We start from the raw sequence: 19586 nt of genomic DNA, 5'->3' as shown, positions 1-19586 counted from the left end.
ACCACCCGACACCACAAAACAAAACCAGGAAAACCTTGAAGTTGGCGGAAGCAGCCACATATACTGTCGGTAAGGGGACGACATGGCTTCGACGCCGGTGGCGAACCCTTGGGTGCATGTCGAGATGGCAGCCAATCTCGTTAATCCAAAGCTGCAACGCAATAGTCGCAAACGACGAAAACTACGCACTAGCAGCGTAAGCTGCTAGTCGTCCTGACCGGGTCGCCCGTAGCCCGGAAGCAACATCTCAGGACGTCATCGCTTACGGGATGCTCCGTTTTCCAGAGTTCACTGGCTAACGGCTAAGATCTAAAGAACTCGGTTCTTGCACCCTGGCTCTCGGGTCGCTTGAACTTAAATCAATAGAGAGACGCTAAACATGTAGACCTCAAGGCTGAGTACTGGCGGACGCGGGTTCAATTCCCGCCGTCTCCACCAACCAACCGAAAAAAGCCCCTGATTTCAGGGGCTTTTTTCGTTATCAGACTCCCGAACTTCCACAGGCTTGGTTGTCTGCCCATCTTCAACCACAGGCTCACCGGTCACCGACCGCACCAGCCTTCCCATGTAGCGCAGCGTGAAGAAGTTCAGGGCACTCAGGGCTATGGCAATCTCAAGGTGGTGGTACGCAACAGCCACACCGATCGCGCCACAGTTCCAGATACTCGCGGCGGTGGCGGTGCCGATTACGCGGCTGTCGTCCTTGAGGATGGCGCCGCCGCCAATGAAACCGATGCCGGTGACAATGCCTTGCAGTACGCGGCCCTGTTCGCCCGGGGAGTCGATGACGGCTCGACCAACAAGCATGAAGCCACATGAAACCACGGCCACCAGCGGGAAGGTTCTCAGGCCGATCCTGGGCCCCTGCTCTTCCCGGTCGAAACCGATGGGGAACGCCAGCAGGTAGGCAATGGCCATCAACAGCAGGTGGTTGAGGGTGAGCATCCAGTCAACGTTGAGCAAGTCTGCCATGGGGATTTCCGGGTTCTGAAGTTTTTGTTATCGCTGGATCGAGATTAGTCCTGGTCTGCAAAGGCTTCAATCATTTCCGCTGCGGTTCGGTCGCAATCGCTGTTTTCCGATTATCGAGAATGGTAGGTTTTAAAGGCCGGATTTGGCAGACGTTACCCTGATTCGAGGAAGAGCCCTATCTATGCGCAATAATGGCGATCCTACCAACATGCAACAACTGCTGGAGCAGATTCGCGAGTCGGCGGCCGGAGCCGGGCGAGTGTCGGTGAACGATATCATGAATGGCGTGGGGGAACGTTCGTTCGGGCCCGTGGTGCTCGTAGCAGGGCTGATCACCCTGGCGCCGTTGATCGGTGACATTCCCGGCGTTCCAACCATTCTGGGGCTGGTGGTTCTGCTGACGCTGGGGCAACTGTTGTTCCACAGACGCACCATCTGGATGCCGTCCTGGATTTCCCAGCGTTCCGTGCCCCAGGACAAGCTCTTGAAGGGACTGGACTGGCTGCAAAAACCGGCTCGTTTTCTGGATCGTTGGACAGGGCCGCGCCTGGTGTTTCTGGCGGACGGGCCAGGGCTCTATGTGATGGCCATTATCTGCATGCTGGTGGCTCTGGCCATGCCGGCGATGGAGGTGGTACCCTTCAGCGCCAATGGTGGCGGCGCTGCGTTGACGGCCTTCGGGCTGGCAATCGTAGCGAGGGACGGGTTGTTGGCAATTGTAGCAACGTCGCTCACGCTGGTGACCGGCTGGTTTGTGGTTACCGGGCTGGCGGGGTAATACTAGAGGCGTAAAAAGGAGCCGTCCGTTGGCCCAAAGATGCAGTGGAGCAGGAGCTCCTTTAGTCGCTTTCAGGGACTAACACATCTTCAGTACACCAGATCAATATGACAGTTCTATGACGCCGGGTTATCACCCACGCCCATGAAGCTCTTCAAAAAATACGCGGGTACGCTCAGTGATTTCGTCCAGTTTGGCGTCCCACGTGCGCTTGTAGCTTTTGAAGGTATCGTCACTCAGGCGCGAGATACGCGCTCCCGCCTCAGCTAACGCACGAGAACTGTCGGCAAAGGCGTCGAAATCCGGCTCATCCAGCCTGTCGCTGCTTCGATTGAGGTCCGCCGCGGTTCGCTGTAAGACACTTCGATCTCTCTCAGGCGCCCGCTGGTTGTCTTCCAACGCCTCTTCGATGGATTCCTCCAACTCTTCCATCAGCCCATGCAGGGCTTGGCCGTACTCTTCCATGGCCTGCTCTGCCCGGCGCTGGGCCTGATCGGAATACGCCTCGAATTCGCGGGCAATGGCGTCCATCTGGCGAGAGAGATCGTCGGAGGACTGTCCGAAACTGGCCGTCAAGCGCTCGCCCAGCCGGTTCATTTCTCCGATCAAACCTGCAAACGGAGACGGATTCATGATCGCCTCGCCGGTGCGGTCGTAATCCACCAGCCAGTCGCCACTCTGTTCCACAAGGTAGGTATTCACTTCCCGGCGCTCGCCGGGGACGCCGTTCTCAGCGGGCAGGCGGGTTACGATCGTAGCTTCGCGATCGTCGATGACCACCCGACCGAAATCAGGCACGGTGCCAGACCAGTCCCGGGCGTAGCCATCGAAGGCAGAGGGGGCGGCAAGCGTCGATAGATCGGCAACGGTATCCGCGTCTTTCTCGGACAGGGCCTGCCAGAATTCAGCGGCCACTTCCTGGGGCGTTTCCGGCTTGCTGCATCCAGCGACCACCACGGCCGCCAGCGCTAGTGCCACCACTCTGAACCACGAGTAACTCATTCGCCCATCCTCAATCAATGTTCAATACTGGGCGAATAATACTACAGGCATTAGAGGTTACAGGTCAGATTTACCAATTCTTCATCAAACACACGGCGGTTTTCGCTGTAGTCCACGGGCACATCGATCAGGTGCACACCCCCCGAGGTCAGTGCGTTTTTCAGCGTCGGCCGCAGGTCTTCGGTACGGGTGATTCTATGGCCAGTGGCACCATAGGCATCGGCGTATTTGACGAAGTCCGGGTTGTTGTAATCCAGCCCGAAGTTCTGAAAGCCTTCCTGGGCCTGCTTCCATTTGATCATGCCGTAGGCATTGTCGTTGATGATCAGTATCACCAGGTTCAGCTTCAGCCGCACAGCGGTTTCCAGCTCCTGGCTATTCATCATGAAGCCACCGTCGCCGCACACCGCCATCACCTTGAGGTGTGGATAGAGCATGGCCGCCATCATGGCACTGGGCAGGCCGGCGCCCATGGAAGCCAGGGCATTGTCGAGCAGCACAGTGTTGTTATCGTAGGCCGGATAATTGCGGGCAAACCAGAGTTTGTACATGCCATTGTCCAGCGCGATGATGCCGTCGTCGGGCATGACCTGGCGTACGTCGTTGACGATTCGCTGGGGAATAACCGGGAAACGGCCATCGTCCGCCTTGTCGGCCATATGGCTGTCCACGGAAGCTTTCACTTCCATAAACCGGCTGAAGTCGTGTGAAGAGCACTGGCCGCATTTCTCGGCCAGGTACTCCACGCTGTTGGCAATGTCGCCCACCACCTCGTGCTGGGGGAAGTAAACCGGGTCCACGTCAGCAGCGCTGAAGTTCACATGGATAACCTGTTTGCCGCCGGGATGCATGAAAAACGGCGGTTTCTCAACCACATCGTGCCCGACGTTGATCACCAGGTCAGCGTGATCAATGGCGCAGTGCACAAAATCGCCGGCCGAGAGCGCCGCATTACCCAGGTAACGGGGGTGGCGCTCATCCACCACGCCCTTGCCCATCTGGGTGGTGAAGAAGGGAATGCCAGTCACGTTCACCAGGTGGATCAGGGCCTGGGAAACCCGTTTGCGATTAGCACCGGCGCCAATCATGATCAGCGGATACCTGGCTTTGCTGATCATGTCACAGGCAGTGTCCAGGCTCTTGGTACTGGCAGTGGGCCGACGGGCATCACTGGGCTGGAAGATATGGGTATCGCTCTCTGCCACCTCGGAGGCGATGTCTTCCGGTAATTCGAGATGAACCGCACCGGGGCGCTCTTCCGAAGCCAACCGGAAGGCTTCTCTCACCTTGGCGGGGATGGTGTTGGCGTTGCTGATCTGGCGGGTGTACTTGGTAAGTGGCCGCATCAGGTCCACCACATCCAGGATCTGGAACAGCCCCTGTTTGGACGATTTAATGGGCTTCTGCCCGGAAATCATCATCATTGGCATGCCGCCGAGCTGGGCATAGGCAGCGGCGGTTACCAGGTTGGTGGCCCCAGGGCCGAGGGTCGACAGGCAAACGCCCACACGGCCTGTCAGGCGCCCGTAGGTCGCGGCCATAAAGCCGGCTGCCTGCTCGTGACGATTGAGCACCAGCTCAATGCTGGATTCGCGCAGGGCCTCAAGGAGATCCAGGTTTTCTTCACCCGGTACCGCGAAGATGTACCGAACACCTTCGTTTTCCAGGGCACGAACAAACAGCTCGGCGCCGTTGCGGCGGGTAGTGGCCTCAGCGGTCATCATCTCTCCCGTTCTGGCTTGGTTGGGTCTACTTTTCCTGCGGAGGTTCGGCCTGCAATGCCTCAGCCGGCAACCGGTCTCGGCCCCAACTGCGGTGAACGCGGCTGATCACCCGCTCCAATTCCTCCTCGCCCACGTCTGCGGGTTCACCGCGTTCAAGGGGGTCGAAGTGAAAAATGTACAGCCGCGAGGCGAACTGTTCAAAGGGCAAGGATGCCTCACCGAACCGCTCCCCTTTCCTGGAGGTACTGACCACCACATCGTCGCCCCAATTCTGACCACTGTCGTTGTTGGGGTTGAAGAAATACACCCGCATGACCTCTTCCGGGTCCAGAGTCACACGGAGGATGGTAATCGCGTGCCAGCCGATGAATCTTGCGGCACTGTCGGTAACCGCTACGCCAGCCGGTTGCGGATGGATCAGCGGCTGGTTGCCATTATAGTAAGGGTGGTAGCTGGCATAGAAATGTCGCAGGAAGGTGTCCAGGTCTTCCAGGTGACCGGTTGCAACATCCACGTTTATGCGGAATCCACGGCCGGCGGACCAACCATGGAACTCGGGGTTAACCCACTGGTGGGGGTCGCCCTGGCGGTCCGTACACAGGCGCCCCATTTCCGCATAAATCCGGTCAAGGTGCGGTACTACCACCAGCGAAACCGGATCCAGGTCGAGCGTTACTTCGGAGGCCACGCCACCCTGGCTGCCGGAGGAAGATACCGGGCGACCCTCGAAATGCATGATGATTTCGTTGTCGCGGGCGGCCCAGGCCACCATCTGCAACAGATAGTCCGGATCGTTGTAGGCCCACATGGACAGCGCCCGTGCAGATTGGCAGGTAGGGTTGTTTCCCTGCCCCACGCCAAGGGGCTGGCCCAGCATGTTGAGCACACCCTGCAACAGCCATGCCTTCGGCTGTGGCTGGTAACCATATGCCAATCGGATACGCTCCCGGGCGTGCGGGCAGATGGAGAGCCTGGCCTGGCGCCACAGCGCGGGTGCAAGTGGCGGTTGATAGAGAATGCCTCGCTCCAGCATCAACGCAAGGCCATAAAGACCTTGGGCTGTTTCCGGATAGACGCCTTCATTGATCAACTCATGCACCAGATCCTTGTAGCAGAGCAGGCAATCGCGGCCGGTACTGGACAGGCCCAGGGCTTCAGTCAATAGCGCATCCTGACTCTCCAGGATGTGGCGGACAAACGTGGCGTGATACGGCGACACCAATCCGGTGTCGTGCATGGAACGGGCAAAACCGGTCGCCTCACTTTGCAGGGCCACGGCGTCCATGGACTGCAGCCGTTCCTGGTAAACAGGAATGCCAGGATCTTCGCGGCACGCCTGTGTTGGCCCGTAAAGGCTCGAAATCAGACGCTCCGCACCCTGACCCGCACCACCGAGATCCACATTGGGATCAATGCGGCACAGTGCAATCTGGGTAATCATCTGCCGTACGCTGCTGACCTGGATCGGTCGTTGCTGCAATATGCGCCAGATCTCTTCAATCAGTTGATCGATGACATGCTCATAGCCGATCTGGGTGGCAACATGCTGTACCACCGCGCGGCTGACCAGTGCCAGCTTGCCCTGCTCCCGCTCGGCTTCGCCTGCTTCACCAAACAGCATGTTCAGGTTGATGGCCAATACCTGGGTCAGGTAGTGATGCGCCTGTTCCGCCGACATCGACTCATGCAGGTATTCACCGCGCGCGACCGCCAGCAAACGCAGTTCGCTGAGCCCTTCGATGATGACCGTATCGGCCTGTGGGCTTTGCAAGGAAAAGGTGGTCAACGATGGCAATAGAATGGAGGGGTCTGCCCAGTCTGTTCCCAGGAACACGCCGGCTTTCTCAAGCCGTTCGGCTCGCTGTTCAATTGCAAGGCAGCCCTCCGGCTGCAGAAGCACCCGTCGCACGATGTCGAACAACCGGGGTAACTTGCCAAGTTTGGCAAAATCGCGGCTCTCATCGAGAGCCGCGATGGCATCGTCCAGTCGCTGAACCAGCTTATCGAAATTGACGACAGGTGCCGGGTTTCCAGCGTCGGAGTTGCTCAAACTGTGTTCCTCAGAGTCTGAATCAGACCCATTGTTGTTAATTCCTTACGGAATTATACATAGAAATCCAGTTCTTCCTGATGTTTCAGTAAATCCCGCATTACATAAGGGTCTTCACCGAAGAAGTAAACCAGGCCCCAATGTGTGCCAAAGGCAGTACGCTTGGTAACTGTTTCTTCCAACGGCGGCGTGAGCTCGTGGGACTCGAAGTAATCGTGGTTCTCGGTCTCTTCCGGCATTTCCAATTGGCTGACCACCCGGCGGCGCGGATAAACGCCGAAACAGCCGGCATAGCCCTTGGCATCCACCACCTCTTTGGGGAAGAACGCCTTTACCTCTTCTGCCGTGGTTTTCGGGTCAAAGGTCATGATCAGTGCCTGATAGGCGTTAAAGCCGTAGGCACGCTCAAGCAGCTCGAACACCTTGAAGCCTGGCGGCCGATACGCCACCTCTCCGAAGTACATGGTACTGTCGCTGGTCACGAAGTACTCTGGGTGAATAAACCCGAACTCGATATCGAACGTTTTGATCAGCTTTTCGATCTCGCGGGTGATCTGTTCCCGGTACTTCTCCAGGTCCGGCGTGGCCGGCACAAACACCGAGTAACCCAGGGTCACATACTCCGAGATGTTCAGGAATGCGATTTTGCCGTTGTGAATCCAGGCTTCGACGGCAAATTCCCAACCGTCCAGATGGGATTCCATCAGCACCGGGAATTCTTCCTCGGGAATGGTGTCCACTTCGTCCGGGGTACGAATCACCCGGTGGCCCAGACAACCGGCTTTGTCGAATGCTTTGAGGTGAATCGGATCGTTGGGGTCACCGTCCAACTTCAAGAGGGTCTGGTTGACGCGCTTGAGGAAACGGATAACGTCGTCTCGGTCATGGGCTTCCTCGAAGATCCCAACGCGAATGCCGCCCAGCTGCGCGCGGCGCTTCATCAGGGCCTTGTCCCGTAACAACATGGACTGGCCGAACAGCTTTGGCTGATCCATCAGAACCGAGTTGATAGCGCCGGCCCATTCCACGGTTTCCTCAAACAATGGGATAGCCACATTAACGCCCATCTCTTTGAGTGTCTGAGCAATCTCAACTGACCGGTCGTTCAGGCGCTCGAAGTTCCAAGGTACATAGGGAATATCATGTTCCTTGCAGTAAGCCTCCGCCCAATCCGGCGCAACCACCACATATCGTCGATCAAATTTATCGGCAGCTTCCACCGCGTTCAGGCTCCATCCCAGGAGTGCGATATAGCCTTTATTCGGATCGAATTCTTGCTCGCTCATGTTCGTTCTCCTTGGTGGTGTTTCCTTATAACCTAACGTTTCAGGCGCAAATCGCAACCGGGCCCGGCGCCCAGAAAACAAAAAGCGCCGGCAGCCCCAGCTTTTAAGCCAGGACTACCAGCGCTTCCGCCAGTGTTAGATCGTTTGGGAATATCAGCTCAATTTCAGGGTTGAGAGCGTTCGTTCCCGCACTCTATTGAGTAATTGCTCATCGTCTACCAGCGACTGACCGTAGGAAGGCACCATCACTTTCATGCGTTCCTGCCATTCCGAAGACTCCATACGTTCCGGGAAACAACGTTGGATCACATCGATCATGGCCTGGACAGCCGTCGAAGCCCCCGGCGATGCACCCAGCAAAGCGGCCAGGGTGCCGTCCTTCGCCGCCACAATTTCGGTACCGAATTCCAGCTTACCGCCACCTTCCGGCGACTTCTTGATGATCTGCACGCGCTGGCCGGCGTCCTGCAGGCGCCAGTCCTCTTCGCGGGCATCCGGGAAGTAATTGCGCAGGGAAGCCACACGGTCGCTGTGAGACTGGAATACCTCACCAATCAGGTAGCGGGTCAGGTCCATGTTGGTGCGGCTCACCGACAACATGGGACGAAGATTCGCTGAGCGGACCGATCCGAACAGATCGAATACCGAACCCTGCTTGAGGAACCGTGTGGTGAAGCCAGCAAACGGGCCGAATAGAAGCGCGGGTTCACCGTTGATAATACGGGTATCCAGATGCGGAACCGACATCGGCGGTGCGCCGATTGGCGCCTTTCCGTAGACCTTGGAGTGATGTTGCTGGACGATTTCCGGCTTCTGGCAAACCAGCCACTGACCGCTGACCGGGAAACCACCGTAGCCTTTGGATTCGTCGATGTTGGACTTCTGCAACATCGGCAAGGCGCCGCCACCGGCGCCCAGGAAGACAAACCCAGCCTCAAGCTTCGTCAGCTCTCCGGTTTTCTGGTTCTTCACCCGTACCTTCCAGCGGCCATTGTCGCGCTTGGCCAGGTAATGCACGGGGCTGCTTAACATCAGTTCAAAGTTCGGCGTGGTTTCCAGGAACTCCACCATGCTGCGGGTGAGAGAGCCAAAGTCCACGTCTGAACCGTGCTTGATACGCGTGGCGGCCACTCTCTGCATCGGGTCGCGGTTGTTCACCACCAGCGGCATCCACTCTTCCAGATCCCGCGGGGATTCGGTGTACTCCATTTCCCGGAACAAATGGTGGGCGCTGAGCTTTTCGTGGCGACGCTTGAGGAACTTCACACCATCCTCGCCCCATACAAAGCTCTGGTGAGGAGTTCGGTTGATGAAGCTTTTGGGTTCCGGCAGCATCCCCTGCTCAACCAGATGAGACCAGAACTGCAACGATACTTCGAACGAGGCATTGATCTTCAACGCCCGCTCGATAGCAACATCGCCATCGTCGGTTTCGGGGGTGTAATTGAGTTCGCAGTAGCCGGCATGCCCGGTCCCTGCATTGTTCCATCCATCGGTGCTTTCATGGGCGACGTGATCAAGACGTTCAACCATGACGATGTCCAGGGAAGGATCAAGCTGCCTGAGCATCATGCCGAGGGTGGCGCTCATGACGCCCCCGCCGACCAGCACCACATCTGCCTGTCTAACGGCCATTGGTTATCACCCTAGCTAGTTTAAAGCCTGTTGCCCGCCCACGATCAGCAGAGGGGCTTGGAAATTGTGGCGCGATTATCCCGTTTTTTGATCGGATAATAAATTGCGAATATCAACTGACTCGTGGTCGGGCCCGCCTGGGGCTGGTTGCGCCAACATATCTGACAAGGGCCAACGTCCTGATTTATTTACCAACGGTGGCCGTGTGTAGGTCAAACGTTTAAAATGCGCTCGCCGGGCGCTCTTTGTTACATTCTCGCGTCTGTGCTCAACGATATCACCGCCACTTTAGTCTCATACCGTGCGGCTTACACCAACAGGGCATCCTTTATGCTATTGGCAATCGCAGCAATCATCGCTGGCCTGGTTTTACTGGTCTGGAGCGCAGACCGCTTCATTGAAGGCGCAGCAGCCACCGCCAAACACCTCGGTATGCCATCGCTGCTGATTGGTATGGTGATTATCGGATTCGGCACCTCTGCGCCTGAACTGGCAGTGTCAGCCATGGCCGCACTCGATGGCAATCCCGGGTTGGCCCTGGGCAACGCTTACGGTTCGAACATCACCAACATCGCCGTGATCGTTGGTGTGACTGCGGTGATTGCACCAATTGCCGTGCACTCCCAGGTAATACGCAAGGAACTCCCGCTACTACTGGTACTGACGGCCATCGCCGGTTACCAGTTGATTGATGGCAACCTGACCCGGCTCGATGGCTGGGTACTGCTTGGTGTGTTCGCAGCCGTCATGGGCTGGTCCATCTATCAAGGCATCCAGGGCAAGGGGGACTCACTGATCGGCGAGACCGACTCCGAGCTGGTTGCCCACCCGATGCCGCTGAAAATAGCCGTGATGTGGCTGGTTGTAGGCTTGGTGCTTTTGCTGGTGAGCTCGCGCATGCTGGTCTGGGGCGCGGTGTTTATTGCCCAGAGCCTCGGCGTCAGTGACCTGATCATCGGGCTGACAATCGTTGCCATCGGCACCTCTCTGCCGGAACTGGCTTCTGCGTTGGCGGCCGTCAAGAAAAACGAACACGACCTGATACTCGGCAACATTGTGGGGTCTGGTATTTTCAACACTCTGGCCGTGGTTGGCCTGGCTGCGACCATTGAGCCCCTGGCCGTGGATATGGAAGTGCTTTACCGCGACTGGACCCTGATGACAGCCCTCACCATCGGGCTTCTGCTGATGAGCTTTGGGCTGACGGGTAAGTCCCGGACCATCGGGCGACCGGACGGCGTGCTGTTATTGCTGGTGTACGTTTGCTACACCAGCTATCTGGTGTCGACAGTCATCCGCTAACCAGGCCGGTCAGGCCTGGTTCTCCCTGAACACCATCGCCACTGAATTCAGGCAGTAACGCTGGCCGGTTGGCGGCGGGCCATCCGGAAACACGTGCCCAAGGTGGCTGTCACAACGCGGGCAACGGATCTCCGTGCGAGCCATGCCCATGCTGTTGTCTTCAATGTAACGGATGTGGTCGGTGTCAAAAGGCTGGAAAAAGCTCGGCCAACCGGTACCGGAATCGAACTTGGAATCGGAACTGAACAGCGGCAACTCGCACAACCGGCAGTAATAGGCACCTGCGTTCTTGTTGTCCAGCAAGGTGCCGCAAAATGGCCGCTCGGTGCCATGATCCAGCAACACGCGGCGCTCCTCGTCCGTCAGGCCCGCGGCCTTTTCGTCCACTTGTTGTGGTGTCAGCGGGGTCAGGTCATAACCTGCAGCAGAAACGCTCATAGCAGCCTCCTCAGGCAATGTTGTTGTCGGTGTAACCGGGCTTGAGCTGGTCACCGAACGTGTCCACAAGCTTTTCAATCTTTGGTGCCGCAACAGCCGTGATGTAGGGCTGGTATGGATTCCGTGCGGCAAAATTCTGGTGATAGTCTTCCGCCGGATAAAAAGCCTCCAACGGCTCCAGGGTTGTCACCAGAGGATTATCATAAACGCCCGCCGAGTTCAGTTGGCGAATGTAGGCTTCCGCCACCTGTTTCTGTTCGTCATTCTCGTAAAAAACGGCGGAACGGTACTGGGTACCACGGTCGTTTCCCTGCCGGTTAAGCTGGGTTGGGTCGTGGGCCACCGAGAAAAACACCTTCAGGATATCCCCGAAGCTGACGGTCTGCGGGTCGTAATGAACGTCGACCACTTCGGCGTGGCCGGTCTGGCCGCCGCACACCGCCTCATAGTTGGCGGTTTCCGCTGTGCCCCCGGCATAGCCGGATTCCACCCGGCTGACACCGTTCACCGCCAGAAAAACGGCTTCCACACACCAGAAACAGCCACCGCCAAGCACAACCCTTTGCTCGCGGTTATCGCCGGTTGGCAAATCGCTTTCAGGCTCCGGAAAGCGGCTTTTCGGTACGTTCAAGCCCGGAATCGTGCAGGATGTGGACATAATCAGCCTCTGCTTCTGGATTATTACCGTTCATTTAGTTCCCCAATGTCCAAGTGTGGCCTCCCTGGTTGGTTTTAGCTACCCCCACTTTGGGGGCATCAGAAAACCAGCAAGCCCACCAGCGCGCTGCCGGGTGCCAGTATCCAGACCGGTACTTTCCATATCGACAGGGAAACCCAGGCCAACAGGACAAACGCAACGCTCCCTGCATTGTGTACGGCAGAGGTCCACACCGGATCATACAGCGCCGCCAGCAGAAGCCCGACAACGCCGGCATTCACCCCAGCCAGGGCCGCCCGTGCAACCGAATGGCTGCGAATGTATGACCACAGGGGTAGACCGGCAAATACCAGCAGGGTTCCCGGCAGAAAAACAGCGACCACAGCCACGGCAGCACCGGTCCAGCCGCCCTCAATGGCTCCCAGAAACGCTGAGAAGGTAAACAGCGGGCCTGGCATGGCCTGAGCCAGGCCATAACCGGCCAGAAACGTATCCGCCGACAGGTGCCCTGGCACCACAAAGCTCCCCTGAAGCCAGGGCAGCACCACATGCCCACCTCCGAACACCAACGCCCCCGCGCGATAGAGTTCAGACCCGATCCAGCCCAGGGAGCCTTCGGCCAACGGTAAAAAAGCCAACAGCAGTAACGCGGAAAATACCACCAGAAACACCATCGGGCGACGGGGCTGAACCGGTATGGTTAATGCCTCCTCCACGCGCTTTTGCGGCAGGTGCATCGCAGCACCGGCCGCGCCGGCTGCAAGCAGGACAAGTATCTGCATCCAGGCTTCGCCCGCCATCAGCAGAACAACCGCGACCACCACGGCAATCGACAGGCGCGGAGCATCCGGGCACAGGGTTTTGCCCATCTGCCAGACCGCCTGGGCAACCACGGCGACCACAAATAACTTAAGGCCGGTTATCCAGCCACCCTGCCCGGCATCCGGCCAGAGGCCAAGGCCGAGTGCAAACAGCGTCATCAACAATGCCGACGGCAGGGTAAAGCCAAGCCAGGCCGCTGCTGCGCCTCGATAGCCGCGCTGAAGGAACCCCAGGGTCAATCCCACCTGGCTGGAAGCAGGGCCGGGTAACAGCTGGCACAGTGCCACCACCTCGCCATAGGCCGCGTCCGACAACCAACGCCTGCGCTTTACGAATTCGTCATGGAAGAATCCCAGATGGGCCGCCGGACCACCGAAAGACGTCAGGCCCAAACGCAGAAATAATAGAAAAATGTGCCAGGCTGGCAGGGCCCCGGCATACGTCTCCCTGGTGAAGCTATCCTTGGTCATGGAACACTCTGATCGTGGCAACGTGTGTTAAGAAAGATGAACATTATGACGCTTCGGTTGCATCACTCCCAGTCCAGACCATAATGAAGGGACGGGTTGACCGGATCGTGACAGGTAACGTTTCCAACAACCAACAGGACCAGCAATGACCGCCCGGGCCCATACACCAGACAATCAGGATGACCTCCTGGAGTATCGCCTGAGCCTCCGCCTTGGCCCGGTACACGCGCGCCAGCGCCTGGGCATTGAGCGGGAAGCGGAAGCTCGTGTATTCGGCCCGGACCGCCATTCGTTCCACCTGGAAAACATCACCTCCGCTCCACGCTTCATCAGTGTTTGCCTGAAACTGGCCGGTTTGTTCCGGCGGGGACAGCACAACAGCCGCCGGCTGGACACCGCCCACAACCAGTTCCACATCCCTGGCCTGCCTCAGGCCTTCGAAGGCTTCCGCATACTGCACCTTACCGACCTTCACGTGGATATGGATGAAGCCAACCTGCAGGCCGTCATCCGTCAAATCGAGCCCCTCGAGTACGATGTGTGTGTGCTCACCGGGGACTACCGGCGCCTCACCTGGGGCTCGATTGATGGTGCCATGGATGGCATGGCCAGGCTGCGGGACGCTATTCGCGGCAAAGCCTACGCTGTACTGGGCAATCACGACAGCGTACGCATGGTTCCTGGACTTGAGGACATGGGCTATCACCTGCTGATGAATGAACATGCCGTACTGCAGCGTGGCGAGGACAAACTCTATCTGGCAGGTGTGGACGATGCCCATTTCTACAAGGTACACAACCTACACCGAGCAGGAGACGAGATCCCCCCGGGTGGCATCAGCGTATTACTGAGCCACACGCCGGAGATCTGGCGCGAGGCTGCCCATGCGGGCTACGACATCTTCCTGTGCGGCCATACCCACGGTGGCCAGATCTGCCTGCCCGGTGGCATCCCCGTGACCCTGGATTCCGATTGCCCCAGAGAACTCGGCCGCGGCTACTGGCGCCGCAACGGCATGCAGGGGTATACCTCACCAGGCGCGGGCACATCGGTGGTCAACGTACGGCTGAATTGCCCACCAGAGGTAACAATACACACCCTGACAAGGGGCCCCGGCTAAAGCTTGAGCTCAGTGCGGCTGATGGCGTATACCCAGGCGGTACAGTACGGGCGACAGCAGGATATTCGACAGCGTAAACAGCACCACGACAACCGCCACAATAAACCAGCCCAGGTCCAGCCAAAGCCATGCCAGAAGCATCGGCAGCAAGGCTTCGGGGATCTGGTCGAGCCCTGAGGCCCGGGCACTGGAGGCGAGCCCGGCACGACGCTTGATGAAACTGCTGATGATATCGCCAGCCAACCCCAGTAACCCGAACGCCAGGCCGAATATGACGCCTATCCCGGTGATCCACGCAAACAGGCAACACGCCAGCGCACCGGATACGATACCGCGCCAGGTTTTGCTGCGCCCCAACACCGGCCGCCCGTCCCGCCATAGCCTGTCACCATCTACAGGGGCCGACCAGCGCCGGCCAAACAGCCGGGCGGCCAGAACCGGTACGCCATTTGCGAGCACCAGCATCACGAAGAGCTCGATAGAAATCAGCAATCGGCTCAGTCTCCGTCAGGGCCGCCCTTTCGGCGGTTACTTACTATCAGGCAAGCCCGCCTTTGGTCAGCTTCAGCGGGTCCATCAGTTCCTCCAGCCGGTTGCGATCCAGGCCACTGCGCTCTTCCGCCACGTCAATCACCGGTCGTCCGGTCTGGTAGGCTTCCTTGGCAATATCAGACGCCAGGCTATAACCAATTTCGGGGTTGAGTGCGGTAACCAGTACCGGGTTCTTGCCGACTGCGGCGTCCAGATGATCGGTATTCACCGTGAAATCCCGAATCGCCTTATCTCCGAGCATGGTTGAGGCGTTGGTCAGCAGTTCGATCATGTCCAATAGATTGGCACCAACCAGCGGTAACATCACATTCAACTGGAAGTTACCCGACTGCCCTGCCATGGCAACGGTGCTGTCCAGCCCCATGACCTGGGCCCCGACCATGGCCACCGACTCGGGAATCACCGGGTTGACCTTACCTGGCATGATGCTGCTGCCCGGCTGCAACGCCGGCAGGCTGATTTCCGCCAGACCGTGAATCGGCCCACTGTTCATCCAGCGCAGGTCGTTGGCGATCTTGGTCAGTACGATGGCCAGCCCCCGCAACTGGGACGACAGAGCTACGGGCGCATCGATAGCACTCTGCCCCACGAATTTATGCTCCAGGGAGCGGAAATGGTAACCCGTATTGGAGGTGAGGAACTTAACGAACTGCCCAGGAAACTCTTCCAGCGCATTCACCCCGGTTCCCACGGCCGTGCCACCCTGGGGCACCGCCAGAAGATCATCGGCGGCCGCCTCAAGCCGTCTTTCCGCGGCGAGCAATTGCTCCCGCCAGGTTCTCAGCTCCTGGCCCAAGGTGACCGGCATGGCATCCATCAGGTGAGTACGGCCGGTCTTGACCTGATTCGCGAACAACGCCTCACGCTCATAGATCACCCCACACAGGTGGGTCAACGCGGGAATCAGACGCTCGTATATACCAGCCACGGCACTGACATGGATGGCGGTCGGGATCACGTCGTTGGAGCTCTGGCTCATGTTGACGTGATCGTTGGGGTGAATCTCAACATCCTCCTGCGCCGCCAGGGCGGCGATGACCTCGTTCACATTCATGTTAGTGCTGGTGCCAGACCCGGTCTGATAACGATCAATGGGGAACTGGTCAGCGAATTCACCGTTTACCAGGCGGTCACCGGCCGCAACAATCGCGTCCCGCAGATCGTTATCCAGTAAACCGAGGCTGGCGTTGGCATCGGCGGCGGCCTGCTTCACTCTTACCACTGCCGCAATGAACGCCGGTGGCATTGGCTGGCCGCTTACCGGAAAATTTTCGATAGCCCTCTGGGTCTGTGCGCCCCAAAGAGCGTCTTCAGGAACGCGTACTTCGCCCAGGCTGTCTTTTTCAGTCCTGAAATTCGTCATGACATCCTCCTCTGTTCACAGGCATTGGGGCTCACCCGTTTGGCGGTGACTTCAGTCTGACATGGTCGCAAATGCCGGTAACCTGATCAAAATTCAGGATCAGGGTATGAACCGTGTTGGTGTAGGTGTCGTGAAGGTGAAACTTGAAGCGGCGCTGCTTCTCCCCTTGCAGAAAACCATCATACTCCCGCACCAGTTCCCTTACGTCACCGCCTTCGTCCTTCGACCAGGTGGCGTTGAAGGGTCCCAGGACGGCACCGCCAGACAGGCATACAGTTACTTCGTGGTTCGTGAGGGCGTTCTCGGGAACGGACATGTCACACTCTCCTGACAAAACAATGATTGACAGAATAAAGTGTAGACCGTCATTGCGACTCTGAGTTCAGGGATGCGGCAAGACTGGAGACAAGCGCCCGAAGACGGTTAGGCTTTACTGGCTTGTTCAGAATGGGCAGATACTGGGTACTGATTAGCCTTCGCGTTTCATCGCTGCGGTCCGCAGTAATGATGGCCGCCGGGATGTCACGACCGAAGTGTCTGCGTACGGCATACACCGCCTGACAGCCGGTCAGGTTCTCATCCAGGTGAAAGTCCGCGAGGATGATGTCTGCGCCGCCGCAATGCGCCACAGCCTCAACCGCACTACCCGCCGTGGTGACCATGCAACCCCAACGCTCTAGCAGGGCCTGCATGCTTTCCTGTACCGGCTCTTCATTGTCGATCACCAGAACACGAAGCCCATCGAAGGACACAGGTGCAATTGGTGGCGGCTCCGCATTTTGACTACTGACAGTCGCCTCAGTGAACCGGGCCAGAGGAACAAGAATACTGAAACAGGAGCCTTTGCCGTGATGTGAACCCACGTGGATTTCGCAGGCCAGTATCCTTGCCATGCGTTCGACAATTGCCAGCCCCAGGCCCACACCCTGGCGACCGCCACCCTTGGGCAGTATCTGGTGAAATTCCCGGAAGATGTCCTCGAGCTTTTCCTGCTCAATGCCCACACCGGTGTCCCACACCCCAATTTCCAGATTGGGACCACGCTTGCGGGCCGCAAACAGCACACCGCCTTCACGGGTATAGCGAAACGCGTTGCTCAACAGGTTGCGGAGTATCCGGGTTAGCATTCGCGGGTCAGTGCTTACGTAGCCTGTCCCCAAGCGCACCCGAAAGTGCAGCTCTGCGTTCTCAGCCACCGGTTCAAATTCCTGCGCCAGCCCTCTCATCAGTTCGCCAACATCGGTATTGACGATATCTGGCCGCATGGCTTTCTGATCCAGCCTGGATATATCCAGGAGATCCGCCAACAGGTCCTCAGCGCTCTCCAGGGACCTCCACACACGCTGGACAAGTCGGTTTTCATCCGCTGGCAGATCACTGTCTATCAGGGCGGACACCAGTAACCTGGCCGCATTCAGGGGTTGCAGCAAATCATGACTGGCCGCCGCAAGGTATTTGTCCTTACTCTCATTGGCCTCCTTGGCGGCCTCTACAGCCACCACCAACTCCCGCTCCACCCGTTCGCGCTGCTCGATCTGGTAACGTAGCACCACGTTGGCGTTCTGCAGCTCTTCGGTGCGCTCCTCCACACGGCGTTCCAGATCCGCGTTGAGCTGGCGCAACTTTTCTCGCGCCTGGTGGCGCTCGGTGATATCGGCGACAAAAGCTTCAACCACTTCCGGGCCGAGGTCTGGCCGCCGCAACAACGTGATTGCCACTTGCACTGGCGTATTGTCCGCGCGTCTGAGCCGGGTTTCCCTTGCACTGAGACTGCCGTTATCCAGTAACTCCTGGCGGATGGCGTCAAACTCACCAGAACTGCAAAACAGCTGCTCACGAAGGCGGATAACCCCCGTGATCAGGGCTTCAGAGCTTTCATAGCCGCAGATCCGGGCCATGGCCGGGTTGGCGGCCACAAAGCCGCCCCGGAGGTTACCCTGAAAGATGCCGTGAAGGGCATTCTCGAACAGCCACTTGTAGCGATTACGCTCCTTCTCCAGTTCGTCGATCCGCTCCTGCAGCGCCGGGTAGTAGTTCTTTCTTACCGACTGGCTGCCAAGGCCAAGCAGGTCACCGATGTCGTAGTCGGCGTTGCTGGAATCAGAGGGCTTCTTCATAAACCACTTCGACGTCACGTCGGGAAGACTTGCGAGGATTGGTCAGGATGCATGGATCCTGTAATGCAAAGCCGGACAGGTAGGGTATGTCAGACGTGGTCACGCCCAGTTTGCCAAGCTTGGCCTCCAACCCTACAGCTTGTTTCAACGTGATAATTCGCGCCATCAGGCGCTGTTTGATGACCGGTTTTGACATACCGCGGGTGTCGATATCCATGGCCTCCGCCACGCGCCGGAACCGGTCCTCTGCCGAGGTGTAGTTGTACGCTACAACGTGCTCCAGCAGCAGGGCGTTGCAAAGGCCATGGGGCAAATCAAGGTAGCCACCGAGACTATGGGACATGGCATGCACCGCCCCCAGGATGGCATTGGAAAACGCCAGGCCGGCCTGCATGGACGCCAGCATGATCTGCTCTCGAAGGTGCACATTGGCGGTGTTCAGCACCAGCGGCTCCAGATGGCGGTTGATCAGCCGGATGGCTTCCAGGGCGTTGGTGTCCGTCAGCGGCCCGCTACCAGTGGAGACATAGGCTTCAATGGCGTGCACCATGGCGTCCACCCCGGTACAGGCCGTCAGGTAGGCGTCCATGGTTTCCGTCACTTCCGGGTCGATCAGCGACACATCCGGCACCACCGCCTTGCTAATGATGGAGAACTTGAAGCGCCGGCTGGGGTCGGAAATGATCGCGAACTGGGAGACATCGGCGGATGTCCCCGCCGTGGTGGGAATCAGGATCATCGGGGGCGAGGGCGAAGTAATGGTGTCCACACCCTCAAAATCAAGAATATTCCGGCCATGGGCACTGACAATGCCGATACCCTTGGCGCAGTCCATGGGGCTGCCGCCGCCGATGGCGACAATCACGTCACATTGGCTGGACTTATACAATTCAGCCCCGGCCATGACTTCGTCCACTTTCGGATTGGCTGAGACGCCGGTAAATACCGTGACACGGAGACCCGCCGCCACCAGGATATCCATGATTTCCGCAACCCAGCCGGCTTTCTCCACGCCAGGGTCAGATACCAGGAACACATGTCGAGCACCAAAGTTACTGGCGAAGTTGGCTACTGCCTTGCGTGAGCCGGCACCAAAGATGATCTCGGGGGACACAAACTTGCGCAGGGAGGAAATGTCGTAGCTCATGTAAGGTCTCGCCATTATGTCGTTGTTATTATGTCTCACCCGGAGTTTAACCCAACCCGGGTGCCTTCTCATCTGGTTCCTCATCCTGAGACCTGTGCCGGGATTTTCGGCACCCAAACAGCGTAGGATGTTCCTACATTCGGGTCGATA

The 19586-nt window shown here is 58.2% G+C and carries 17 protein-coding genes and 1 other RNA gene; 4 read left to right on the top strand and 14 right to left on the bottom strand.

Going from position 1 to position 19586, the window contains the following annotated elements; translation table 11 throughout:
* Positions 1-73: 73 nt before the first annotated feature.
* Positions 74-438: a transfer-messenger RNA gene (gene ssrA / locus SIC19_RS13380) on the top strand.
* 24 nt (positions 439-462) lie between these two features.
* On the opposite strand, the gene SIC19_RS13375 is transcribed toward ssrA, so the two are convergent.
* The gene (locus SIC19_RS13375) at positions 463-972 is read right to left on the bottom strand and encodes an MgtC/SapB family protein (RefSeq protein WP_036212145.1); all 510 of its coding nucleotides are present in this window, start codon (positions 970-972) and stop codon (positions 463-465) included.
* Between the two features lie 181 nt (positions 973-1153).
* Here SIC19_RS13375 and SIC19_RS13370 point away from each other — a divergent pair, with 181 nt between their 5' ends.
* Complete coding sequence (locus SIC19_RS13370; RefSeq protein WP_075194308.1) at positions 1154-1750, top strand: exopolysaccharide biosynthesis protein; 597 nt, start codon at positions 1154-1156, stop codon at positions 1748-1750.
* 132 nt (positions 1751-1882) lie between these two features.
* Here the strand turns inward: SIC19_RS13370 and SIC19_RS13365 are convergent, their stop codons facing one another.
* From SIC19_RS13365 to mqo, 5 genes are all read right to left on the bottom strand, one after another.
* Positions 1883-2752, bottom strand: a complete 870-nt coding sequence (locus SIC19_RS13365) for a hypothetical protein (protein WP_075194307.1) — start codon at positions 2750-2752, stop codon at positions 1883-1885.
* Positions 2753-2802: 50 nt separating this feature from the next.
* Positions 2803-4473 carry an acetolactate synthase large subunit gene (locus SIC19_RS13360; RefSeq protein WP_075194484.1) on the bottom strand — a complete coding sequence of 557 codons (1671 nt, stop codon included), beginning with the start codon at positions 4471-4473 and terminating at the stop codon, positions 2803-2805.
* A gap of 28 nt (positions 4474-4501) precedes the next feature.
* Positions 4502-6526 (bottom strand): hypothetical protein, encoded by a 2025-nt coding sequence (locus tag SIC19_RS13355; protein WP_075194306.1) that lies wholly within the window; start codon positions 6524-6526, stop codon positions 4502-4504.
* A 53-nt stretch (positions 6527-6579) separates the two neighbouring features.
* Positions 6580-7812, bottom strand: coding sequence for an ATP-grasp domain-containing protein (locus SIC19_RS13350; RefSeq protein ID WP_007153140.1), 1233 nt, complete (start codon positions 7810-7812; stop codon positions 6580-6582).
* A gap of 153 nt (positions 7813-7965) precedes the next feature.
* Positions 7966-9447, bottom strand: coding sequence for a malate dehydrogenase (quinone) (mqo, locus tag SIC19_RS13345; RefSeq protein WP_075194305.1), 1482 nt, complete (start codon positions 9445-9447; stop codon positions 7966-7968).
* A 330-nt stretch (positions 9448-9777) separates the two neighbouring features.
* Between mqo and SIC19_RS13340 the strand changes: the two genes are divergently transcribed.
* Positions 9778-10749 carry a calcium/sodium antiporter gene (locus SIC19_RS13340; RefSeq protein ID WP_177190622.1) on the top strand — a complete coding sequence of 324 codons (972 nt, stop codon included), beginning with the start codon at positions 9778-9780 and terminating at the stop codon, positions 10747-10749.
* Between the two features lie 9 nt (positions 10750-10758).
* Here SIC19_RS13340 and msrB read toward each other — a convergent pair whose 3' ends face one another.
* From msrB to chrA, 3 genes are all read right to left on the bottom strand, one after another.
* Entirely contained in the window at positions 10759-11187 is a 429-nt protein-coding gene (gene msrB / locus SIC19_RS13335; protein ID WP_041335269.1) for a peptide-methionine (R)-S-oxide reductase MsrB, read from the bottom strand.
* A 10-nt stretch (positions 11188-11197) separates the two neighbouring features.
* Complete coding sequence (msrA, locus tag SIC19_RS13330) at positions 11198-11845, bottom strand: peptide-methionine (S)-S-oxide reductase MsrA (RefSeq protein ID WP_075194304.1); 648 nt, start codon at positions 11843-11845, stop codon at positions 11198-11200.
* Positions 11846-11943: 98 nt separating this feature from the next.
* A complete protein-coding gene (gene chrA, locus SIC19_RS13325) occupies positions 11944-13137 on the bottom strand; it encodes a chromate efflux transporter (protein ID WP_075194303.1) in 1194 nt (397 codons plus the stop codon).
* 145 nt (positions 13138-13282) lie between these two features.
* On the opposite strand from chrA, the gene SIC19_RS13320 reads away from it, so the two are divergent.
* On the top strand, positions 13283-14257 hold the full coding sequence (locus SIC19_RS13320; protein ID WP_075194302.1) for a metallophosphoesterase: 975 nt from the start codon (positions 13283-13285) through the stop codon (positions 14255-14257).
* Positions 14258-14266: 9 nt separating this feature from the next.
* Here the strand turns inward: SIC19_RS13320 and SIC19_RS13315 are convergent, their stop codons facing one another.
* The 5 genes from SIC19_RS13315 to ercA are packed head-to-tail and all read right to left on the bottom strand — an operon-like array spanning position 14267 to position 19436.
* A complete protein-coding gene (locus SIC19_RS13315; protein ID WP_075194301.1) occupies positions 14267-14749 on the bottom strand; it encodes a CDP-archaeol synthase in 483 nt (160 codons plus the stop codon).
* 46 nt (positions 14750-14795) lie between these two features.
* Positions 14796-16172, bottom strand: coding sequence for a class II fumarate hydratase (locus SIC19_RS13310; RefSeq protein ID WP_075194300.1), 1377 nt, complete (start codon positions 16170-16172; stop codon positions 14796-14798).
* Positions 16173-16203: 31 nt separating this feature from the next.
* A complete protein-coding gene (locus SIC19_RS13305; protein WP_041335245.1) occupies positions 16204-16488 on the bottom strand; it encodes a hypothetical protein in 285 nt (94 codons plus the stop codon).
* Between the two features lie 49 nt (positions 16489-16537).
* Positions 16538-18289 (bottom strand): ATP-binding protein, encoded by a 1752-nt coding sequence (locus tag SIC19_RS13300; protein WP_075194299.1) that lies wholly within the window; start codon positions 18287-18289, stop codon positions 16538-16540.
* On the bottom strand, positions 18273-19436 hold the full coding sequence (gene ercA, locus SIC19_RS13295) for an alcohol dehydrogenase-like regulatory protein ErcA (RefSeq protein ID WP_041335242.1): 1164 nt from the start codon (positions 19434-19436) through the stop codon (positions 18273-18275). Before ercA ends, SIC19_RS13300 begins: the two co-directional genes overlap by 17 nt.
* Between the last annotated feature and the right edge of the window lie 150 nt (positions 19437-19586).

Origin of the sequence: Marinobacter sp. MIT930201, from assembly GCF_047122665.1 — a bacterium.
GTDB classification, from domain to species: domain Bacteria; phylum Pseudomonadota; class Gammaproteobacteria; order Pseudomonadales; family Oleiphilaceae; genus Marinobacter; species Marinobacter salarius.
The sequence above is the reverse complement of the archived record's forward strand: the minus strand, read 5'-3'. Positions and strand labels throughout refer to the sequence as shown.